This window comes from Streptacidiphilus sp. EB129 (assembly GCF_041262645.1).
Classification (GTDB): domain Bacteria; phylum Actinomycetota; class Actinomycetes; order Streptomycetales; family Streptomycetaceae; genus Streptacidiphilus.
Map to the genome: position 1 here is coordinate 1 of NZ_JBGCCS010000043.1, position 19,205 is coordinate 19,205.

Annotated in this window: 13 protein-coding genes; 3 read left to right on the forward strand and 10 right to left on the reverse strand. The window is 71.3% G+C overall.

What is annotated here, in order from left to right; translation table 11 throughout:
- Positions 1-300 precede the first annotated feature (300 nt).
- From ABH925_RS32665 to thyX, 3 genes are all read right to left on the reverse strand, one after another.
- On the reverse strand, positions 301-1,986 hold the full coding sequence (locus ABH925_RS32665) for a ribonuclease J (RefSeq protein ID WP_370153947.1): 1,686 nt from the start codon (positions 1,984-1,986) through the stop codon (positions 301-303).
- A gap of 130 nt (positions 1,987-2,116) precedes the next feature.
- Positions 2,117-3,016 (reverse strand): 4-hydroxy-tetrahydrodipicolinate synthase, encoded by a 900-nt coding sequence (dapA, locus tag ABH925_RS32670; RefSeq protein ID WP_370153949.1) that lies wholly within the window; start codon positions 3,014-3,016, stop codon positions 2,117-2,119.
- A 205-nt stretch (positions 3,017-3,221) separates the two neighbouring features.
- A complete protein-coding gene (gene thyX, locus ABH925_RS32675; RefSeq protein ID WP_370153952.1) occupies positions 3,222-3,962 on the reverse strand; it encodes an FAD-dependent thymidylate synthase in 741 nt (246 codons plus the stop codon).
- A gap of 182 nt (positions 3,963-4,144) precedes the next feature.
- Here thyX and ABH925_RS32680 point away from each other — a divergent pair, with 182 nt between their 5' ends.
- A complete protein-coding gene (locus ABH925_RS32680; protein ID WP_370153953.1) occupies positions 4,145-4,717 on the forward strand; it encodes an N-acetyltransferase family protein in 573 nt (190 codons plus the stop codon).
- 40 nt (positions 4,718-4,757) lie between these two features.
- Here ABH925_RS32680 and ABH925_RS32685 read toward each other — a convergent pair whose 3' ends face one another.
- The 7 genes from ABH925_RS32685 to ABH925_RS32715 form a co-directional block, all read right to left on the reverse strand.
- Entirely contained in the window at positions 4,758-5,201 is a 444-nt protein-coding gene (locus ABH925_RS32685; RefSeq protein ID WP_370153955.1) for a hypothetical protein, read from the reverse strand.
- A 4-nt stretch (positions 5,202-5,205) separates the two neighbouring features.
- Positions 5,206-5,964 carry a 4-hydroxy-tetrahydrodipicolinate reductase gene (gene dapB / locus ABH925_RS32690; RefSeq protein ID WP_370153957.1) on the reverse strand — a complete coding sequence of 253 codons (759 nt, stop codon included), beginning with the start codon at positions 5,962-5,964 and terminating at the stop codon, positions 5,206-5,208.
- An 80-nt stretch (positions 5,965-6,044) separates the two neighbouring features.
- Positions 6,045-7,403: a M16 family metallopeptidase gene (locus tag ABH925_RS32695; protein ID WP_370153959.1), complete on the reverse strand. Its 1,359-nt coding sequence runs from the start codon at positions 7,401-7,403 to the stop codon at positions 6,045-6,047.
- 109 nt (positions 7,404-7,512) lie between these two features.
- On the reverse strand, positions 7,513-9,729 hold the full coding sequence (locus ABH925_RS32700) for a polyribonucleotide nucleotidyltransferase (protein ID WP_370153961.1): 2,217 nt from the start codon (positions 9,727-9,729) through the stop codon (positions 7,513-7,515).
- Positions 9,730-10,138: 409 nt separating this feature from the next.
- Positions 10,139-10,429, reverse strand: a complete 291-nt coding sequence (gene rpsO, locus ABH925_RS32705; protein ID WP_182445654.1) for a 30S ribosomal protein S15 — start codon at positions 10,427-10,429, stop codon at positions 10,139-10,141.
- A gap of 148 nt (positions 10,430-10,577) precedes the next feature.
- Positions 10,578-12,029, reverse strand: coding sequence for a type VII secretion integral membrane protein EccD (gene eccD, locus ABH925_RS32710; RefSeq protein WP_370153963.1), 1,452 nt, complete (start codon positions 12,027-12,029; stop codon positions 10,578-10,580).
- A gap of 86 nt (positions 12,030-12,115) precedes the next feature.
- A complete protein-coding gene (locus tag ABH925_RS32715) occupies positions 12,116-12,994 on the reverse strand; it encodes a LysR family transcriptional regulator (RefSeq protein WP_370153965.1) in 879 nt (292 codons plus the stop codon).
- Between the two features lie 144 nt (positions 12,995-13,138).
- Between ABH925_RS32715 and ABH925_RS32720 the strand changes: the two genes are divergently transcribed.
- Positions 13,139-15,064 (forward strand): alkyl/aryl-sulfatase, encoded by a 1,926-nt coding sequence (locus ABH925_RS32720; protein ID WP_370153966.1) that lies wholly within the window; start codon positions 13,139-13,141, stop codon positions 15,062-15,064.
- Between the two features lie 136 nt (positions 15,065-15,200).
- Entirely contained in the window at positions 15,201-19,151 is a 3,951-nt protein-coding gene (gene eccCa, locus ABH925_RS32725; RefSeq protein WP_370153968.1) for a type VII secretion protein EccCa, read from the forward strand.
- The last annotated feature ends 54 nt before the right edge of the window (positions 19,152-19,205 follow it).

Consider the following 19,205-nt stretch of genomic DNA (forward strand, 5'->3'; position numbering starts at 1 on the left):
GTCCGATTTCCGTCTTCCCGCGCCGTTTCCGGCCCGTTCCGACGAGTGAAACTCTAGCGGAATTTCTCGGTGTCAGCCAATTCCGCCGCATTCCCCAAAAGAAGGCATGGCAAAACAGAGCCATGCGATCTGAATCAGGGGATGGCCGCCACCGCGCTCCGCAGGGCAACCCGCAGAACATTACGCACCCTGTTCGCCGCTGTCAAACCGACGCCTGGTGGGAGGCGGGCGGGATGCGGATGCCCCCGCAGGCATCGAGCCTGCGGGGGCATCCAGAGAGGTTGCTGCCTCAGTGGCAGGTCAGACCTCGACCACCACGGGGAGGATCATCGGGCGGCGGCGGTAGGTGTCGGACACCCACTTGCCGAGCACCCGGCGCACCAGTTGCTGCACCTGGCGCGGCTCGATGACGCCGTCCTGGGCCGACTTCGACAGGGCGTCCTGCATCTTGGTGATCGCAGGGCCGAAGGCGTCGTCGTCGATGCCGGAGCCGCGGGCCTGGATGTTGGGGCCGGCGGTGATCTTGCCGGTGGCGGAGTCCACCACCAGGAAGACCGAGATGATGCCCTCCTCACCCAGGATCCGGCGGTCCTTCAGCGAGCCCTCGCTGATGTCGCCGACGGACAGGCCGTCGACGTACACGTAGCCGGCCTGCACCTTGCCGACGATCCGGGCGACGCCGTCGACCAGGTCGATGACCACGCCGTCCTCGGCGATCACGATGCGGTCCTTGCGGATGCCCGTCTTCTGGCCGAGCTCCGAGACCGCGCGCAGGTGGCGCCATTCACCGTGCACCGGCATCAGGTTGCGCGGCTTGCAGATGTTGAAGAAGTAGAGCAGTTCGCCGGCCGAGGCGTGGCCGGAGACGTGCACCTTGGCGTTGCCCTTGTGCACCACGTCCGCACCCCAGCGGGTGAGGCCGTTGATGACCCGGTAGACCGCGTTCTCGTTGCCCGGGATCAGCGACGAGGCCAGGATCACCGTGTCGCCCTCGACGATGCGGATCTGGTGGTCGCGGTTGGCCATCCGCGACAGCGCCGCCATCGGCTCGCCCTGCGAGCCGGTGCAGATGAGGACCACGTCCTCGTCCGGCAGGTCGTCCAGCGTCTTCACGTCGACGACCAGGCCGCCGGGGACCTTCAGGTAGCCGAGGTCGCGGGCGATGCCCATGTTGCGGACCATGGAGCGGCCGACGAAGGCCACCTTGCGGCCGAACTCGTGCGCCGTGTCCAGCACCTGCTGGATGCGGTGCACGTGGCTGGCGAAGCTGGCGACGATGATCCGCTTGTCGGCGCGGTCGAAGACCTGCTGGAGGACCGGGCCGATGTCCCGCTCCGGAGCGATGAACCCGGGGACCTCGGCGTTGGTGGAGTCCACCAGCAGCAGGTCGATACCCTCCTCGCCCAGGCGGGCGAAGGTCGGCAGGTCGGTGAGCCGCTTGTCGAGCGGCAGCTGGTCCATCTTGAAGTCACCGGTGGCGACGACCAGACCGGCCGGGGTACGGATGGCGACGGCCAGCGCGTCCGGGATGGAGTGGTTCACCGCGATGAACTCGCAGTCGAACGCGCCGATGCGCTCGCGCTCGCCCTCCTTCACCTCCAGCGTGTACGGCCGGATGCGGTGCTCCTGGAGCTTGGCCTCGATCAGGGCCAGCGTGAGCTTGGAGCCGATCAGCGGGATGTCCGGCTTCTCACGGAGCAGGAACGGGACCGCCCCGATGTGGTCCTCGTGCCCGTGGGTGAGGACGATGCCGTCGATCTTGTCCAGCCGGTCCCGGATGGAGGTGAAATCGGGCAGGATCAGGTCGACGCCGGGCTGCTCCTCCTCGGGGAAGAGGACGCCGCAGTCGACGATGAGCAGGCGGCCGCCGTACTCGAAGACCGTCATGTTGCGGCCGATCTCGCCGAGACCGCCGAGCGGGGTGACGCGGAGCGCTCCCGGTGCGAGCGGCGGCGGGGTGCCCAGGTCAGGATGCGGATGACTCAAAAGGTTCTCCTCTCCGCGCGCACCGCTCACCCCGGGTGGGTGGGCAGCGCAGGCGGCATCGTTTCTCTTCGTGGTTCCTACGTGGTGCAACACGTCGCCGCGGACAGCGGCAGGACGTGGACGTCTGTTGTCAGAGGTGTACCCCTCCGGCCGCGAGATCCTTCCTCAGCTGCGCGAGCTCTGCTTCGGTGGCCTCGACCAGCGGCAGTCGTACCGGACCGGCCGGGAGGCCCTGAAGGTTCAGGGCAGCCTTGGTGGTGATCACACCTTGCGTACGAAACATACCGGTGAACACGGGCAGCAGGTGCTGGTGTATCTCCGCGGCCTTCGCCGCGTCGCCCGCGAGGTGGGCTTCCAGCATGCTGCGCAGCTCGGCCGCGACGACGTGGCCGACCACGCTGACGTAGCCGACCGCGCCGATGGACAGCAGCGGCAGATTGAGCATGTCGTCGCCGGAGTACCAGGCCAGAGCGCTGCGGGAGAGGGCCCAACCGGCCGCGCCGAGGTCGCCCTTGGCGTCCTTGTTGGCGACGATCCGGGGGTGCTCACCCAGTCGGACCAGGGTCTCGGTGGCGATGGCCACCCCGCTGCGGCCGGGGATGTCGTACAGCATCACCGGCAGGCCGGTGGCGTCGGCGACGGTGGTGAAGTGCTGGTACAGCCCCTCCTGCGGGGGCTTGTTGTAGTACGGCGTCACCACGAGCAGGCCGTGGGCGCCGGCCGCCTCGGCCTGGCGAGCGAGCGCGACGGTGTGCCGGGTGTCGTTGGTGCCGACTCCCGCGATGATGTGGGCACGGTCTCCGACGGCTTCCAGTACGGCCCTGACCAGGTCGCCTTTCTCGGCGTCCGTGGTGGTGGGGGACTCGCCGGTGGTGCCGTTCAGAACGAGTCCGTCGTTGCCCGCGCCGACCAGATGGGTCGCCAGACGCTGGGCGCCTTCGAGGTCGAGGGAGCCGTCGGCGGTGAACGGTGTCACCATCGCGGTCAGCGCTCTGCCGAAGGGGATCTCAGGGGTGGAGGTCGGAGCCATGGGGCCAACGCTACTCGTTACAGGCATGTGCAAGCACAGGCGGTCCAGCAGGAGGAATGCAAAGGGTGAGCCCGGTGCCGCCTGCTCGGGGGTTCAGGCGGCACCGGGGCTCGTGCTTTGAGACTAAGTACTCGCCCTATATCCCGCAAACGGGACATTGGGCTTATATACCCCAAAGTACGGCTTTGTGGCAGGGCACTCCCCGTCAGGGGGCGACCCGCCCGTGCTCGTTGAAGGCCGCGTAGGTGAGCGGCATCAGCTCGGCCCACTTGGCTTCCATCTTCTCCGCGACCATCTCGATCTCCCGCTGCGGGAACGAGGGCACCGTGGCGCGCTCGTCGATGGTCCGCAGCGACAGGAAGTGCATCAGCGAGCGGGCGTTGCAGGTCGCGTACATCGAGGAGAACAGCCCCACCGGCAGCACCGCGCGGGCCACCTCGCGGGCCACCCCGTCCGCGAGCATCGCCTGATAGGAGGCGTACGCCTGGCGGTAGGACTCCTCCATCGCCGCCGTGGTCGCCTTGTGCTGCTCGGGCGTGCCCTCGAAGAACTCGTACTTGCCGGGGCGGCCCCTCTGGACCAGCTTGCGCTCCGGTCCCGGCACGTAGAACACCGGCTGCAGTTCGCGGTAGCGGCCGCTCTCCTCGTTGTAGCTCCAGCCGCTGCGGTGCCGGTGGAACTCGCGGAAGACGAAGATCGGGGCGCTGACCAGGAAGGTCATCGAGTTGTGCTCGAACGGGGTGCCGTGCCGGTCGCGCATCAGGTAGTTGATGAGCCCCTTGGAGCGCGCCGGGTCCTTCTGCAGCTCGTCCAGGGACTGCTCGCCGGCGGTGGAGACCCGGGCGGCGAAGAGCACGTCCCCGTCCTGGGCGCTGCTGCGCACCAGCTCGACCGTCACGTCGTCGCGGAAGGTGGGCTCGGGTGCTACGGGGACTTCGTCGGTCACCTGGTGCGTCCTCTCGGTGCTGCGTGCCGCCGTTCTGCGGCCGCCGACCAGCGTAGCGGCGCGCACCGACACTCCCGTGCCGACGACGCCCGCCCGGACGGCCTGGTTCCGGGGCCGGTGAATCTATCCTGAGCATGATGAAAGCTGGAGCATGGCGAGCGGGAAGGACGCGGAGGACGGCCATGCAGGAGTCATTGGCACGACCGCTGGTGCGCGGCGCCACCGTGGCGGACATCCCCGAGGTCCGCCGGCTGCGGGCCGCCTCCTGGCGGGCCGCCTACGCGGGGATCGTCCCGCCGGCCTACCTGGACACGATGGACGACGACCCGGAGGACGTCCGCCGGGCGGTCCGCCGGTTCCGTGAGAGCCGCGCCGACCAGCACCTTCTGGTCGCCGAACGGGACGGGCGGATGGTCGCCTTCGCGATCTGCGGCCCCGAGCGCCCCACCCCCGAGCAGGTGCGCGGCAGGCCGCCGCGCGGCGAGGTGTACGCGCTCTACGCGCACCCCGGCTCCTGGTCCACCGGCGCGGGCTCGGCGCTGCTGGCCGCGGCCCTGGAGCGGCTGCGGGCGGACGGATTCGACCGGCAGGTGCTCTGGGTGCTGGAGGCCAACGCCCGCGCCCGCGGCTTCTACGAACGGCAGGGGCTGCGACCGACCGGGCAGCTCTCGGAGCTGCGCCTCGGCGGCGCGCTGCTGATCGAACTTCAGTACGGGACGGCTCCACTGATCGGCCAGCGGCCACCCGCGGACTGACCACCCACGACGTGTCCGGCCGCGACATGACCGCCCGCGGCTAGCCGCGGGCGTCGTGGAGCTGGATGGCGCGTTGCATGGCCTTGCGAGCGCGAGGGGTGTCCCGGGCGTCCGCGTAGGCGACGGCGAGGCGGAACCAGCCGCGCCAGTCCTCCGGGGCCGCCTCCGTCTCCACCTGGCGGCGGGCGAAGACCGCGTCCGCGGAGTCCCGGTCGATCCGGCCGCCCGCGCTGCGCTTCAGGTTGTCGACGGGCAGGCTGCCCTCGGCCTCCAGCTCGCGGGCGAGCTGGCCGCTGCGGCGCCCGAAGCGGTAGGTCTTCCAGAGGAACCACAGCCCCAGGGCGACCAGCACCTCGGCGCAGACGCCGATGCCGATGGCGAGGGCGTTGCCGGTCGCCATCAGCTGGCCCCCGGTCACCACGATGACCAGGAAGCCGACCAGCAGCGCGGCCGAGACCACGACGTAGGTGACGCGCGCGATCATCGGGTCACTCGCCCTCGAACAGAAAGTGTTCGAGACCGAAGGTCAGCCCCGGCGCGGAGCCGACCCGGCGCACCCCGAGCAGGATGCCCGGCATGAAGCAGCTGTGGTGCAGCGAGTCGTGACGGATGGTCAGCGTCTCGCCGGTGTCCCCGAACAGCACCTCCTGGTGCGCCAGCAGCCCGCGCAGCCGGACCGCGTGCACCGGGACGCCGTCGACGTCCGCGCCCCGGGCTCCCGGGAGCGCGTGGGTGGTCGGGTCCTGCTGCGGGGCGCGGCCGGCCTCGGCCCGCGCGGCGGCGATCAGCTGCGCGGTCCTGGTCGCGGTGCCGCTGGGGGCGTCGGCCTTGCGGTCGTGGTGCAGCTCGACGACCTCGACCGACTCGAAGAACCGGGCCGCCTGCTGGGCGAAGCGCATGGTCAGCACGGCACCGATGGAGAAGTTCGGGGCGATCAGCACGCCGGTGGACGGCGCGGCGGCGAGCCAGCCGTTCAGCGTGGCGAGCCGCTCCTCGGTCCAGCCGGTGGTTCCCACCACCGAGTGAATCCCGTTCGCGGTGCAGAACTCCAGGTTGGCCATCACCGAGTCGGGGTGGGTCAGCTCGACGACGACCTGGGCCCTGGCCTCGGTGAGCGCCTCCAGCGAGTCGCCGCGGCCGAGCGCGGCGACCAGCTCCAGGTCCGGGGCGGCCTCGACGGCGCGGACGGCCTCGGAGCCGATCCGGCCCCCGGCGCCGAGGACGGCTACCCGCAGCGGGCTGTTCATGGTGTGCAACTCCTCGTGCTGGTTCAGACGTGCTGGTGCAGGCGGGCTGATTCGAGCGTGCTGATTCAGGACGCCGTGGCTCAGGAGACGGCTTCGCTGAGGCGGCTCGCGCGCTTGCCGTTGACCGGCCCTATCACCGCGAGCGAGGGCCGGTACGCGCCCAGGACGGACGCGGCGACCTCGCGGACGTCGTCCAGGGTCACCGCCGAGATCTTCCCGAGCAGTTCGTCGACCGACAGGTGGGTGCCGTAGCAGAGCTCGGCCTTGCCGACCCGGGACATCAGCGAGCCGGTGTCCTCCATGCCGAGCACCGTGGAGCCGGAGATCTGGCCGATGGCGCGGGTCAGCTCCTCCTCGGTGATGCCGTTCTCGGCGACCCGGTGCAGTTCCTCACGACAGATCTTCAGCACCTCCTCGACCCGCTTGGGCTGGCAGCCCGCGTAGATCCCGAAGAGGCCGGTGTCGGCGTAGGCGGAGGTGTACGAGTAGACCGAGTAGGCCAGGCCGCGCTTCTCCCGGACCTCCTGGAACAGCCGCGAGCTCATCCCGCCGCCCAGCGCCGAGTTGAGCACTCCGAGCGCCCAGCGGCGTTCGTCCCTGCGGGCCAGACCGGGCATGCCGAGGACCAGGTGGGCCTGCTCGGTGGGACGGTCCAGTATCTCGACCCTGCCCGCGGTCCGCAGCGCGCGGACGCCGCCGCGCGGCTCGGCCGGAGCGACGTCCGCGCGGGTGAGCGCGCCGGCCCGGGAGAAGGCCCGCTCGACCTGGCGGACCACCTTGGCGTGGTCGATGTTGCCGGCGGCGGCGACCACCAGGTGTTCCGGGCGGTAGCGGCGCCGGTAGAAGCCGGCGACCTGGTCGCGGGTCAGCGCGTTGATGGTGTCGACGGTGCCGAGCACCGGCCGTCCCAGCGGCGAGGCACCGTACATGACCTGTGCGAACAGATCGTGCACCACGTCGCCCGGGTCGTCCTCGGTCATCGCGATCTCTTCGAGCACGACGTCGCGCTCGGTGTCGATGTCCTCCTGGCGGATCAGCGAGCCGGTCAGCATGTCGCTGACCACGTCGATGGCCAGCGGGAGGTCGTTGTCGAGCACCCGCGCGTAGTAGCAGGTGTACTCCTTGGCGGTGAAGGCGTTCATCTCGCCGCCGACCGCGTCCAGCGCGGAGGAGATGTCCAGGGCACTGCGCCGCTCGGTGCCCTTGAAGAGCAGGTGCTCCAGATAGTGGGTGGCACCGTTCAGCACCGGGGTCTCGTCGCGCGAGCCGACGCCGACCCAGATGCCGAAGGCGGCGGAGCGGACCGTCGGCAGCGTCTCGGTGACCACCCGCAGCCCGCCCGGAAGGACCGTACGGCGCACCACGCCGGCGCCGTCCACACCCTTGAGCAGGGTCCTGGTCGATCCTGGACGTTGCTGCGCTGCCGTGGGCTGTACCACGTTCTTCCTCCGCGATGCCTTCACTGGAAACAGGGGTGCGGCCCGGTCCTCCGAACGGGGGACCGGGCCGCGGTGGATCAGACGGTCGGGCGGACCGTCGGGGTCGGGGCTACTTGGCCTCGTCCTCGGCGGCGGCAGCCTCTTCGCCCTCGACCACGGGGATCAGCGAGAGCTTGCCACGCGGGTCGATCTCGGCGATCTCGACCTGCACCTTGGAGCCGACCGCGAGCACGTCCTCGACGTTCTCCACGCGCTTGCCACCGGCGAGCTTGCGGATCTGCGAGATGTGCAGCAGGCCGTCCTTGCCCGGCATGAGCGACACGAACGCGCCGAAGGTCGTGGTCTTCACCACGGTGCCCAGGTAGCGCTCGCCGACCTCCGGCATGGTCGGGTTGGCGATCTGGTTGATCGTCGTACGGGCAGCCTCCGCCGAGGGACCGTCGACCGCACCGATGTAGATGGTGCCGTCGTCCTCGATGGTGATGTCCGCGCCGGTGTCCTCCTGGATCTGGTTGATCATCTTGCCCTTCGGGCCGATGACCTCACCGATCTTGTCCACCGGGATCTTGATGGTGATGATGCGCGGCGCGTACGCGGACATCTCGTCCGGGACGTCGATCGCCTCGTTCATCACGTCGAGGATGTGCAGACGCGCGTCGTGGGCCTGCTTCAGCGCGGCGGCCAGGACCGAGGCGGGGATGCCGTCGAGCTTGGTGTCGAGCTGCAGCGCGGTGACGAAGGTCTTGGTGCCGGCGACCTTGAAGTCCATGTCGCCGAACGCGTCCTCGGCGCCCAGGATGTCGGTCAGCGCGACGTAGTGGGTCTCGCCGTCGATCTCCTGCGAGATCAGGCCCATGGCGATACCGGCGACGGCGGCCTTCAGCGGCACACCGGCGTTCAGCAGCGACATGGTCGAGGCGCAGACCGAGCCCATCGAGGTGGAGCCGTTGGACCCGAGGGCCTCGGACACCTGACGGATCGCGTAGGGGAACTCCTCGCGGGTCGGCAGCACCGGCAGCAGCGCACGCTCGGCGAGCGCGCCGTGGCCGATCTCGCGGCGCTTGGGCGAGCCCACGCGGCCGGTCTCACCGACGGAGTACGGCGGGAAGTTGTAGTTGTGCATGTAGCGCTTGCGGGTCTCCGGCGCCAGCGTGTCCAGCTGCTGCTCCATCCGGAGCATGTTCAGCGTGGTGACACCCAGGATCTGGGTCTCGCCGCGCTCGAACAGGGCCGAACCGTGGACCCGCGGGATGACCTCGACCTCGGCGGCCAGGGTGCGGATGTCGGTGACCCCGCGGCCGTCGATGCGGACCTTGTCCTTGATGACGCGCTGGCGGACCAGCTTCTTCGTCAGCGAGCGGTACGCGGCGGAGATCTCCTTCTCGCGACCCTCGAACTGCGGGAGCAGCTTGTCGGAGGCGAGACCCTTGACCCGGTCCAGCTCGGCCTCGCGGGCCTGCTTGCCGGCGATGGTCAGCGCCTGCGCGAGCTCGCTGCTGACCGCGGCGCTGAGCGCCTCGAACACGTCGTCCTGGTAGTCCAGGAAGATCGGGAACTCGCCGGTGGGCTTGGCGGCGTGGGCGGCCAGCTCGGACTGCGCGCGGCACAGCTCCTTGATGAAGACCTTGGAGGCCTCCAGGCCGGCGGCCACGACGTCCTCGGTCGGCGCGGTGGCGCCGCCCTTGACCAGCTCGATCGTCTTGGTGGTGGCCTCGGCCTCCACCATCATGATCGCGACGTCGCCGTCGGCCAGCGCGCGGCCGGCGACGACCATGTCGAACACGGCCTCCTCCAGCTCGCTGTGGCGCGGGAAGGCGACCCACTGGCCCTTGATCAGCGCGACGCGGACGCCGCCGATCGGGCCGGAGAAGGGCAGGCCGGCGAGCTGGGTGGACGCGGACGCGGCGTTGATCGCCACGACGTCGTACAGGTCGTCGGGGTTGAGCGCCATGATCGTGCAGACGACCTGGATCTCGTTGCGCAGGCCCTTGACGAAGGACGGGCGCAGCGGGCGGTCGATCAGCCGGCAGGTCAGGATCGCGTCCTCGGAGGGGCGGCCCTCACGACGGAAGAACGAGCCGGGGATGCGCCCGGCGGCGTACATGCGCTCCTCGACGTCCACCGTCAGCGGGAAGAAGTCGAAGTGGTCCTTGGGCTGCTTCGAGGCGCTGGTCGCCGAGAGGATCATCGTCTCGTCGTCCAGGTAGGCGACGGCGGAGCCGGCGGCCTGCTTGGCGAGACGACCGGTCTCGAAGCGGATGGTGCGGGTGCCGAAAGAGCCGTTGTCGATGACGGCTACGGCCTCGTGCGTGGTGTTGTCTTCCACCTGGAAGATCTCCTTCGTATTCCTCAGGTGGAGCATCCCCAGCGCTGCGCCGAACAGCTCGGCGGCCCCTGTTCGGCCGGTCTTCGATCGAAGCCTCCGGGCGGGTTTCGGCGCTGCGCGCTGTCACTCTCCGGCGGCCACTACCGAGGACCGGCGCCTGGTGGCGCGAGTGGTCGGATGCGTGTGGACGCTCCGCGTCTTTGCGGCGACGACCGGCCCGGTCGTGCCGCGGTGTCGGGCCCTCTCCCGGATCACGCGCGGCGCGCGTACCCGGAGGGCCTTTCACCCTTCGTTCTCACCTTACGCACGCAGTCTTTCCCACGCGTGCGCCCTGCCCAACCATTTGTCTGCCGGGTCAGGATGTGCCGAAGGGCGGCTCCCGTGTCGGGAGCCGCCCCCAGGCGACGTACTAGCGGGCCGCGCCGGCGGCACCGCGGCGGATGCCGAGGCGGTCGACCAGGGTACGGAAGCGCTCGATGTCCTTCTTGGCCAGGTACTGCAGCAGACGGCGGCGCTGGCCGACGAGGAGCAGCAGGCCACGACGCGAGTGGTGGTCGTGCTTGTGCAGCTTGAGGTGCTCGGTCAGGTCCGAGATACGGCGGCTGAGCATGGCGACCTGGACCTCGGGGGAGCCGGTGTCGCCCTCCTTGGTGCCGAACTCGTCCATGATCTGCTTCTTGACAGCGGCATCGAGGGCCACGGCAACTCCTTGTGAGTCTCATGTGTGCCGGGTGGTCCTGGTCTGCGTCACAGGAACGGGGGTAACCCGGCGGAGGGCTTGCGCCCCGCACCAGGCTACCAGCGCGGGGCACACCTCTTTACCATCCCGCCCCCGGTCCGGGCGGGTGTCAGCTGGTGAAGCCGCGGACCGCGGCGTAGACGTTGAGCACGGCCAGCGCCAGCGGGACCAGCGAGGCCAGCATCAGGCCGTCGACCAGGTCCAGGATCCGGCCCCAGAACGGGGAGACCCCGCGGGCGGGGACCACCAGCGCGATGGCGACCAGCAGCGCGGCGCCGAGCGCTATTCCCGCGCCCAGCAGGATGGTGCGCAGGTCGACGGCGGAGGCGTTGTTCATGTTCCGGTACAGGAACAGCGGCATGTGCAGGGCCACGCCCAGGATCAGCAGCCCCAGGCTCGCCAGTCCGGCCCCGAGCAGGCAGATGACCTGGGCGGTGTGCTGGAACAGCCGGGCCCGGAGCATGGTGGTGACGCCCAGCGCCAGGCAGAGCAGCTCCGGCCAGCGGCTGTCACTGAAGGCCAGCACGGTGGCGCAGCCGACCACGACCGCGGCGCAGCCGCCGACCAGGCCGACCAGCAGTTCGTGGCCGCGGCGGGCCCTGGCGGCGATCTGCGTGTAGTCGGCCGCGTCGTCGTCGGCGCCGTGCTCCGGCTCGGGGCGGCCGTTGCCGACCTGCTGCGGGGCGTGGAAGGCGACCGGGAGCCGGGCGAAGCGGGCCGAGAGCTGCGGCAGGAAGCCGATCAGAGCGACCACGACCACCGCCGCGGCGGCGGCCACCTCGCGGGCGGAGGCGTTGCTGACCACCGCACCGAAGGTGGCCAGGGTGCCGACCGCGGAGACCAGGGTGGCCGCCACGAAGGGCGCGTCCCCACCCGGCATCAGCGAGGTGAGCAGCACCGACGCCACCAGCACGGTGATGCAGCCGACCAGGAACTGGATCCGCCCCGGGCCGTTGCCCAGGTCGGGCGCGATCAGGCCGGAGCCGCCGATCAGGGCGTGCGGCAGCGCGGCGAGGCCGAGCGCGAGCGCGGAGCCGCGGTCGTCGTAGACCCGGGCGCGGACGCCGGCCAGGGCGACCAGGACCGCGGCGGTGATGCCGGAGATCAGCCCCGGCAGCGAGTGCATGTCGTGCTGCAGGTCGGAGAACCACAGCGCGAAGCCGAGCAGCGCCAGCAGCAGCACGCCGCCGATCAGGCCCGCGCCGCGCATCAGCTCGGGACCCCACAGGCTGCGGTCGGCGGCGACCGCGGTGGCCACGGCCTCGGCGACGTCGTCGTACACGGCCGGGGGCAGCGAGTCGGCGAAGGGGCGCAGGTGCAGCAGGTCACCGTCGTGGATCTGCTGGGTGGCCAGCGTCAGGCTGCTGTCGAGGACCGTGCCGTCGCGGCGGACCAGGTGGAACCCGGTCGGGGCGCCGTCCGGCAGGGACTGCCCGGACAGCCGCAGCACCTCCGGGTAGACGTCGGCCAGCGGGACGTCCTCGGGCAGCGCCACGTCGATACGGCTGTCCGGCGCGACGACGGTGACCCGGCAGAATCCGGTGGCGGTGCTGGTGCTCACCCGGAGCCCCTCCCCCTGAGAGTGTCCTGAACTGTCCCTGCCCCATGAGCTGGCAGCGGCTCACCCTACCGTCCACCGACGACAGGTCACTCCTCGGCCCAGGCCCGGGCGGTGGCCAGGAAGGCGGCGGCCGCCGGGGGCAGCGGGCCGGGCCTGTGCACGATGCCGAAACCGCGCCGGACCGGCGGCTCCAGCCGGCGGACCACCCCGCCCAGCCGGGCGATGTCGCCGGCCAGCGACTGCGGGACGATCCCGGCCGCTCCCCCGCTGGTCACCACGGTGGCGATGGAGTCGCGGAAGGTGGTCTCCACCGCGATCAGCGGGGTGATCCCGGCGTCCGCGAAGACCCGGTCGACCAGCTCGCGCCAGGCGGTGCCGGGGGAGCCGGCGATCAGCGGGACCTCGGCCAGCGCGCCCACCGGCAGCGGGTCGGGCCCGGGCTCGCTGCCGGGCGGGAAGACCGCGGCGAACTCGACCGACCGCAGCGGCTCCACCTCCAGGCCGTCGCCCTCCCACAGCGGCAGGTAGGACAGGCCGAGTTGGGCGTCGCCGTCGCGCAGGTCGCGGCCCAGGTACGGGGACCGGCGCGGTTCGGCCAGCCGTACCGTGACCCGGGGGTGGCGCAGCCGGAACCTGCTGGTGAGCTGGGCGGCGAGGTCCACGGCGGCGGGCTGGACCACCAGGTCGACCCGCCCGGCGACCAGGCCGACCACGGACTCGACCGCGGTACGGGCCGACTGCAGGTCGAGCACCACGGTGCGGGCCGGACCGACCAGCGCCGTGCCGGCGGCGGACAGCACCACCCCGCGCCCGGCGCGCTCGAACAGCTGCGCGCCGAGGTCGCGCTCCAGGGCTCGGACGGCCTGCGACAGCGCGGGCTGGGTGATGTGCAGGGCGTCCGCCGCCCGGGTGAAACCGCCGTGCTCGACCACGGCGAGGAAGTATTCGAGCTGGCGCGCGTCCACGGACCGAGCCTACGGCCGGCCGGCGTCCATAAGCCCGTCCTATGGCAGCGGCAGGGAGCGTGTATTGGACAGTGCGGTGATCGTCCCGCGTTACTGGACCGCAGGCACTGGAGCGCATCGCAGCCAGGCCGGGGAGGACGGACGATGACCGCCGAGAGCACGGATCCGCGCGCACCGAAGGGCGCCACCGGGGCGACCCGGAAGGCGCACGCCGCGATGGCGGCGGCGCTGCCGTTCGCCGCCGACACCGCCGACTTCGAACGGGTCGGCCGGGGCCTGCTGGCACGCAGCGACCAGGACGCCGTGCTCAACGGCTTCGGCCTGCCCAGCTGGGACTTCGCCGGCTACCGGTACATCGACGAGCGGGAGCCTGCTCCGGAGACGGTGAACCCCTCGCTGTGGCGGCAGGCCCGGCTGAACGCGGCGCACGGCCTGTTCGAGGTGGTCGACGGCATCTACCAGGTGCGCGGCTACGACCTCGCCAACGTCACCTTCGTCCGCGGCGCGACCGGGTGGGTCGTGATCGACCCGCTCACCGCCGCGGAGACCTCGGCCGCGGCGCTGGCGCTGGTCAACGCCACGCTGGGCGAACGGCCGGTGACCGCGGTCATCTACACCCACTGCCACGCCGACCACTTCGCCGGGGTCCGCGGCGTGCTGGGCGAGAGCGTGCCCGGTGACGACGGGGTCCGGATCATCGGCCCGGAGGGCTTCCTGCGGCACGCGGTCAGCGAGAACGTCATCGCCGGGAACGCGATGAACCGCCGCGCGCTGTTCATGTACGGGATGCTGCTGCCCAAGGGCGAGCGCGGGCACGTCGACACCGGACTCGGCCGGGCGGTGGCCGGCGGCAGCTGGGGTCTGGTCGCGCCGACCGAGCTGGTCTCCGAGACCGGCACCGAGCTGACCGTGGACGGGGTGCGCATCGTGTTCCAGGTCACCCCGGGCACCGAGGCACCCGCGGAGATGAACTTCCTGTTCCCGGACCACCGGGCGCTGTGCCTGGCCGAGAACTGCTCGGCGGTGCTGCACAACCTCTACACCCCGCGCGGCGCCGAGGTCAGGGACGCGCTGGCCTGGTCCGGCTACATCGACGAGGCGCTGGAGCAGTGGGCGCCGCTGGCGGACGTGGTCTTCGGCAGCCACCACTGGCCCCGCTGGGGCAGCCAGGACATCGGCTCCTACCTGGTCAAGCAGCGCGACGCCTACCGCTACATCCACGACCAGGCGATGCGGCTGGCGAACCGGGGGCTGGTGGCCACCGAGATAGCCGAGGAGCTGCGGCTGCCGCCGGGCCTGGCGGACGAGTTCTTCCTGCGCGACTACTACGGCACCGTCAACCACAACGCCAAGGCGGTCTACCAGAAGTACCTGGGCTGGTTCGACGCCAACCCGGCCCATCTGCACCCGCTGCCGCCGGTCGACGCGGCGACCCGCTATGTGGAGTACATGGGCGGTGCGGACGCGGTGCTGGCCCGGGCCCGGCGGGACTTCGAGGCGGGCGAGTACCGCTGGGTCGCGGAGGCCGTCAACCACGTGGTCTTCGCCGACCCCGGCAACCAGGAGGCCCGGCTGCTGCAGGCCGACACCCTCGAACAGCTGGGCTACCAGGCCGAGTCCGGCCCCTGGCGCGACTTCTACCTGACCGGTGCGCAGGAGCTGCGCCAGGGCTCGCCGACGGCGCCCGGCTTCGGCAGCCCGATCCAGCCGGACGTGCTGCGCGGGATGACCACCGCGATGCTGCTGGATTACCTGGCGGTGCGCCTGGACGGCCCGCGCGCGGCGGCCGCGGCGCTCCGGCTGGAGCTGCGCTTCACCGACTCCGGCACCGCGCACCTGGTCGAGCTCTCGCACGGGACGCTGCACCACGCCGCCCGGGTGCAGGGGCCGACCGACGCGGTGGTCGGTCTGGGCAAGGCCGAGCTGGTGCGGCTGGCTGACGACCCGTCGTGCCTGGACGAGCTGCTGGAGAGCGGCGCGGTCACGGTCGCCGGTGAGGCAGGACCACTGCGCGAACTGCTGGGCCTGCTGGACCGCTTCGACCTCTTCTTCCCGGTCGTCGAGCCGTAGGCCCCGGCTGAACCCGCAGCCGGGCCGGGGAACCCGAGGGTCTAGGATCGGCCCCTGCGGAGAGCGGTGACACGGGGGCGTCTGCGGCGTACCCGGTGCCGGTCAGGGGATCTCGACAGGACGAGGCTGGTACCGAGTGAGTGTGGTAACCGTCAAGCGACCGCCACGGGCCTATCCGCCCGCGGTGCCGGGTGAGGAAGTCCGGTTGGAGTCGCCGCCCGAACTGCCCCGGGGCGACGGCGGCAGCTGGTGGCAGTCGCTGCTGCCGATGATGGCGACCGCCGGCTCGGCGGCCTTCTTCTTCATGCCCGGCATGCAGATGATGATGAAGGTGATGGGCGGTCTGATGGTCGCCTCCACCGTCGCCATGGCCGTCGCGCAGGTGAACCAGCAGCGCAAGGGCGGCGGCGGCGAGATCGAGGACGAGCGCCGGGACTACCTCAAGTACCTGGCGCAGCTGCGCAAGCAGGTCCGTCGCACGGCCACCCGGCAGCGTGACTCGCAGCTGTACCAGCACCCGGAGCCGGACCAGCTGTGGTCCGTCGTCGCCGAGGGCCGGCGGCTGTGGGAGCGCCGCGCCGGTGACGCGGACTTCGCGCAGATACGGCTCGGCACCGGGCCGCAGCAGCTGGCCACCCGTCTGATCGCGCCGCAGACCGCGCCGGTGGACGAGCTGGAGCCGCTGACCGCGGACGCCATGAAGAGCTTCCTGTCCACCCACGGCACGCTGCCCGACCTGCCGCTGGCGGTCTCGCTGCGGTCCTTCTACCACCTGACCCTCTCCGGCGACCCGGAGACCGTCTACGGGGTGATCCGCGCCGCGCTGGCGCAGCTGGCCACCCTGCACTCCCCCGACGACCTGCTGATCGCGGTCGCCACCGCGCCGGGCGCCGCGCCGGAGTGGGAGTGGGCCAAGTGGCTGCCGCACGTGCAGCACCCCACCCAGTCGGACGGCGCCGGATCGCTGCGGATGATCTGCCCGTCCCTGGACGAGGTGGAGGCCCTGCTCGCGGACCAGCTCGGCGGCCGGGCCCGGTTCAACCGCGAGGCCGCCCCGGTCCCGGACCAGCCGCACCTGGTGGTCGTCCTGGACGGCGGCGCGGTCAGCCCCGACTCGCAGCTGGCCGGCGGCGAGGGCCTGCAGGGGGTGACCGTCATCGAGGTGATCCCCGGCGATCTGGACGAGCCGCGCGGCGCGCTGGCCGTGGTGGTGACGCCCGAGCGGATGCGGCTGACCTCGGCCGGCGGCGGGGTGTACCGGGGGAAGCCCGACGTGCTCAGCTCCTGGCAGACCGAGGCGCTGGCCCGGCAGCTGGCGCCGCTGCGCGCCTCCGTCGGCGACGACGACGAACCGCTGCTGGCGAACCTGGACTTCACCGACCTGATGGGCGTCGGCGACGCCATGTCCGTGGACGTGGCCCGTACCTGGCGGCCCCGGCCGATGCACGAGAAGCTGCGCGTCCCGATCGGTCTCGGCGCCAACGGCGAGCCGGTGCTGCTGGACCTCAAGGAGGCCGCGCTGGAGGGCATGGGCCCGCACGGCCTGTGCGTCGGCGCGACCGGCTCCGGCAAGTCGGAGCTGCTGCGCACCCTGGTGCTCGGCCTGGCGATGACGCACTCCTCCGAGGTGCTGAACTTCGTCCTCGCCGACTTCAAGGGTGGTGCGACCTTCGCCGGTATGGCGGACATGCCGCACACCTCGGCGGTCATCACCAACATGGCCGAGGAACTCACCCTGGTCGACCGCATGCGCGACTCGATCACCGGTGAGCTGAACCGCCGCCAGGAACTGCTGCGCGCGGCCGGCAACTACGCCAACATCCACGACTACGAGCGGGCCCGGGCGGCCGGCGCCCCGCTGGAACCGCTGCCCTCGCTGCTGCTGATCATCGACGAGTTCAGCGAGCTGCTGACCGCCAAGCCGGACTTCATCGAGATGTTCATCCAGATCGGCCGGATCGGCCGGTCGCTGGGCGTGCACCTGCTGCTGGCCTCGCAGCGGCTGGAGGAGGGCCGGCTCCGCGGCCTGGACACCTACCTCTCCTACCGCATCGGTCTGCGGACCTTCTCCGCCGCCGAGTCCCGGGCCGCGCTGGGCGTCCCGGACGCGTACCACCTGCCGCCGGTGCCCGGGGTGGGCTACCTCAAGTTCGGCACCGACGTGATGGCGCAGTTCAAGGCCGCGTACGTGTCCGGTCCCTACCGGGCCGGCGCGGCGAAGGCGACCACCGGCCGGGTCCGGCGGCAGCGCCCGGTGCTGTTCACCGGCGCGCCGGTGGCCCTGCCGCTGGTGCCGCTGCACGAGGCCGAGCCGGAGGCACCGCGCCGCCAGGACGACGCCCTCGCCGACACGGTGCTCGACGTGATCGTGGACCGGCTGGAGGGGCAGGGCCCGCCGGCGCACCAGGTGTGGCTGCCGCCGCTGACCCAGGCCCCGTCGCTGGACCAGCTGCTGCCGGCGCTCGCCGCCACCCAGGACCGGGGCCTGTGCTCGCCGGAGTACACCGGGGCGAGCCGGCTGGTGGTCCCGGTCGGCCTGGTCGACAAGCCGTTCGAGCAGCGGCGCGACCTGATGTACCTGGACTTCTCCGGAGCGGCCGGTCACGGCATGGTCGTGGGTGGTCCGCGCTCCGGAAAGTCCACCCTGCTGCGCGCGATGATCAGCTCGTTCGCGCTCACCCACACCCCCACCGAGGTGCAGTTCTACCTGCTGGACTTCGGCGGCGGCGGCATGATCGGGATGCAGGGGCTGCCGCATGTGGGCGGCGTCGCCGGGCGTCTGGACGCCGACAAGGTGCGCCGCATGATCAGCGAGGTCTCCGGGCTGCTGACCCAGCGCGAGGAGCTGTTCCGCGCGCAGGGCATCGACTCCATCGCGACCTTCCGCAACCGGCGCAGGGCGGGCACGCTGCCCGGTGAGCAGTACGGCGACGTCTTCCTGGTCGTCGACGGCTGGCTCACCTTCAAGCAGGAGTTCGAGATGCTGGAGCCGCTGGTCACCGACGTGGCCCAGCGCGGTCTGGCGTACGGCGTGCACGTCGTGGTCGCCGCCTCCCGCTACGGCGAGATGCGTCCGGCGCTCAAGGACATGATGCAGACCCGGGTCGAGCTCAAGCTCGGTGACCCGATGGAGTCCGAGATAGACCGCAAGGTCGCCCAGAACGTGCCCGCGGGCGCGCCCGGGCGCGGGCTGACCGCCGACAAGCTGCACTACCTGGCGGCTCTGCCGCGGATCGACGGCTCCAGCGAGGTCGAGGACCTGGCCGACGGCGTCACCGCGTTCGTGCAGGCCGTCAACGGCGCCTGGACCGGGCCGCGCGCCCCCCAGGTGCGGATGCTGCCCGCGGTGCTGCCCGCCGAACAGCTGCCGAAGGGCTTCGAACAGCCGGCGCAGGGCATCGCGATCGGCGTGGACGAGACCTCGCTGTCACCGGTGTTCCTCAACTTCGACACCGACTCGCACTTCATCGTCTTCGGTGACGGCGAGACCGGTAAGACGGCGCTGCTGCGGCTGCTGCTCAAGGGCATCACCGAGCGCTACACCCCGGAGCAGGCCCGGATCGTCATCGGCGACTACCGGCGCGCCCTGCTGGGCGTGGTCACCACCCCGCACCTGCTGGAGTACGCGGCGGCGCAGCCGGCGCTGCAGGCCTTCCTCGGGGACATCAGGGGCTCGATGGAGCGGCGCATCCCCGGCCCCGACGTCACCCAGGAGCAGCTGCGGGACCGCAGCTGGTGGTCCGGCGCCGAGCTGTTCCTGGTGATCGACGACTACGACCTGGTCGCCACCTCCACCGGCAACCCGCTGGCGCAGCTGCTGGAGGTGCTGCCCTTCGCCAAGGACATCGGGCTGCACATCATCATCGCCCGCCGTTCCGGCGGCGCCGGCCGGGCGCTCTACGAGCCGGTGATGCAGCGGCTGAAGGAGCTGGGCGCGCAGGGCATCGTGCTGTCCGGCGAGAAGGACGAGGGCGTCCTGCTGGGCAACGTGAAGCCGCAGCCGATGCCTCCGGGCCGAGGCGTGCTGGTCACCCGGCGCCGGGGCACCTTCACGGTGCAGACGGGATGGCTGCCGACACAGCAGTAGCGTGTTGGGATCGTTATCCGGACAGAACGGTCGGATCCGCAGGGGTCGCTGAGT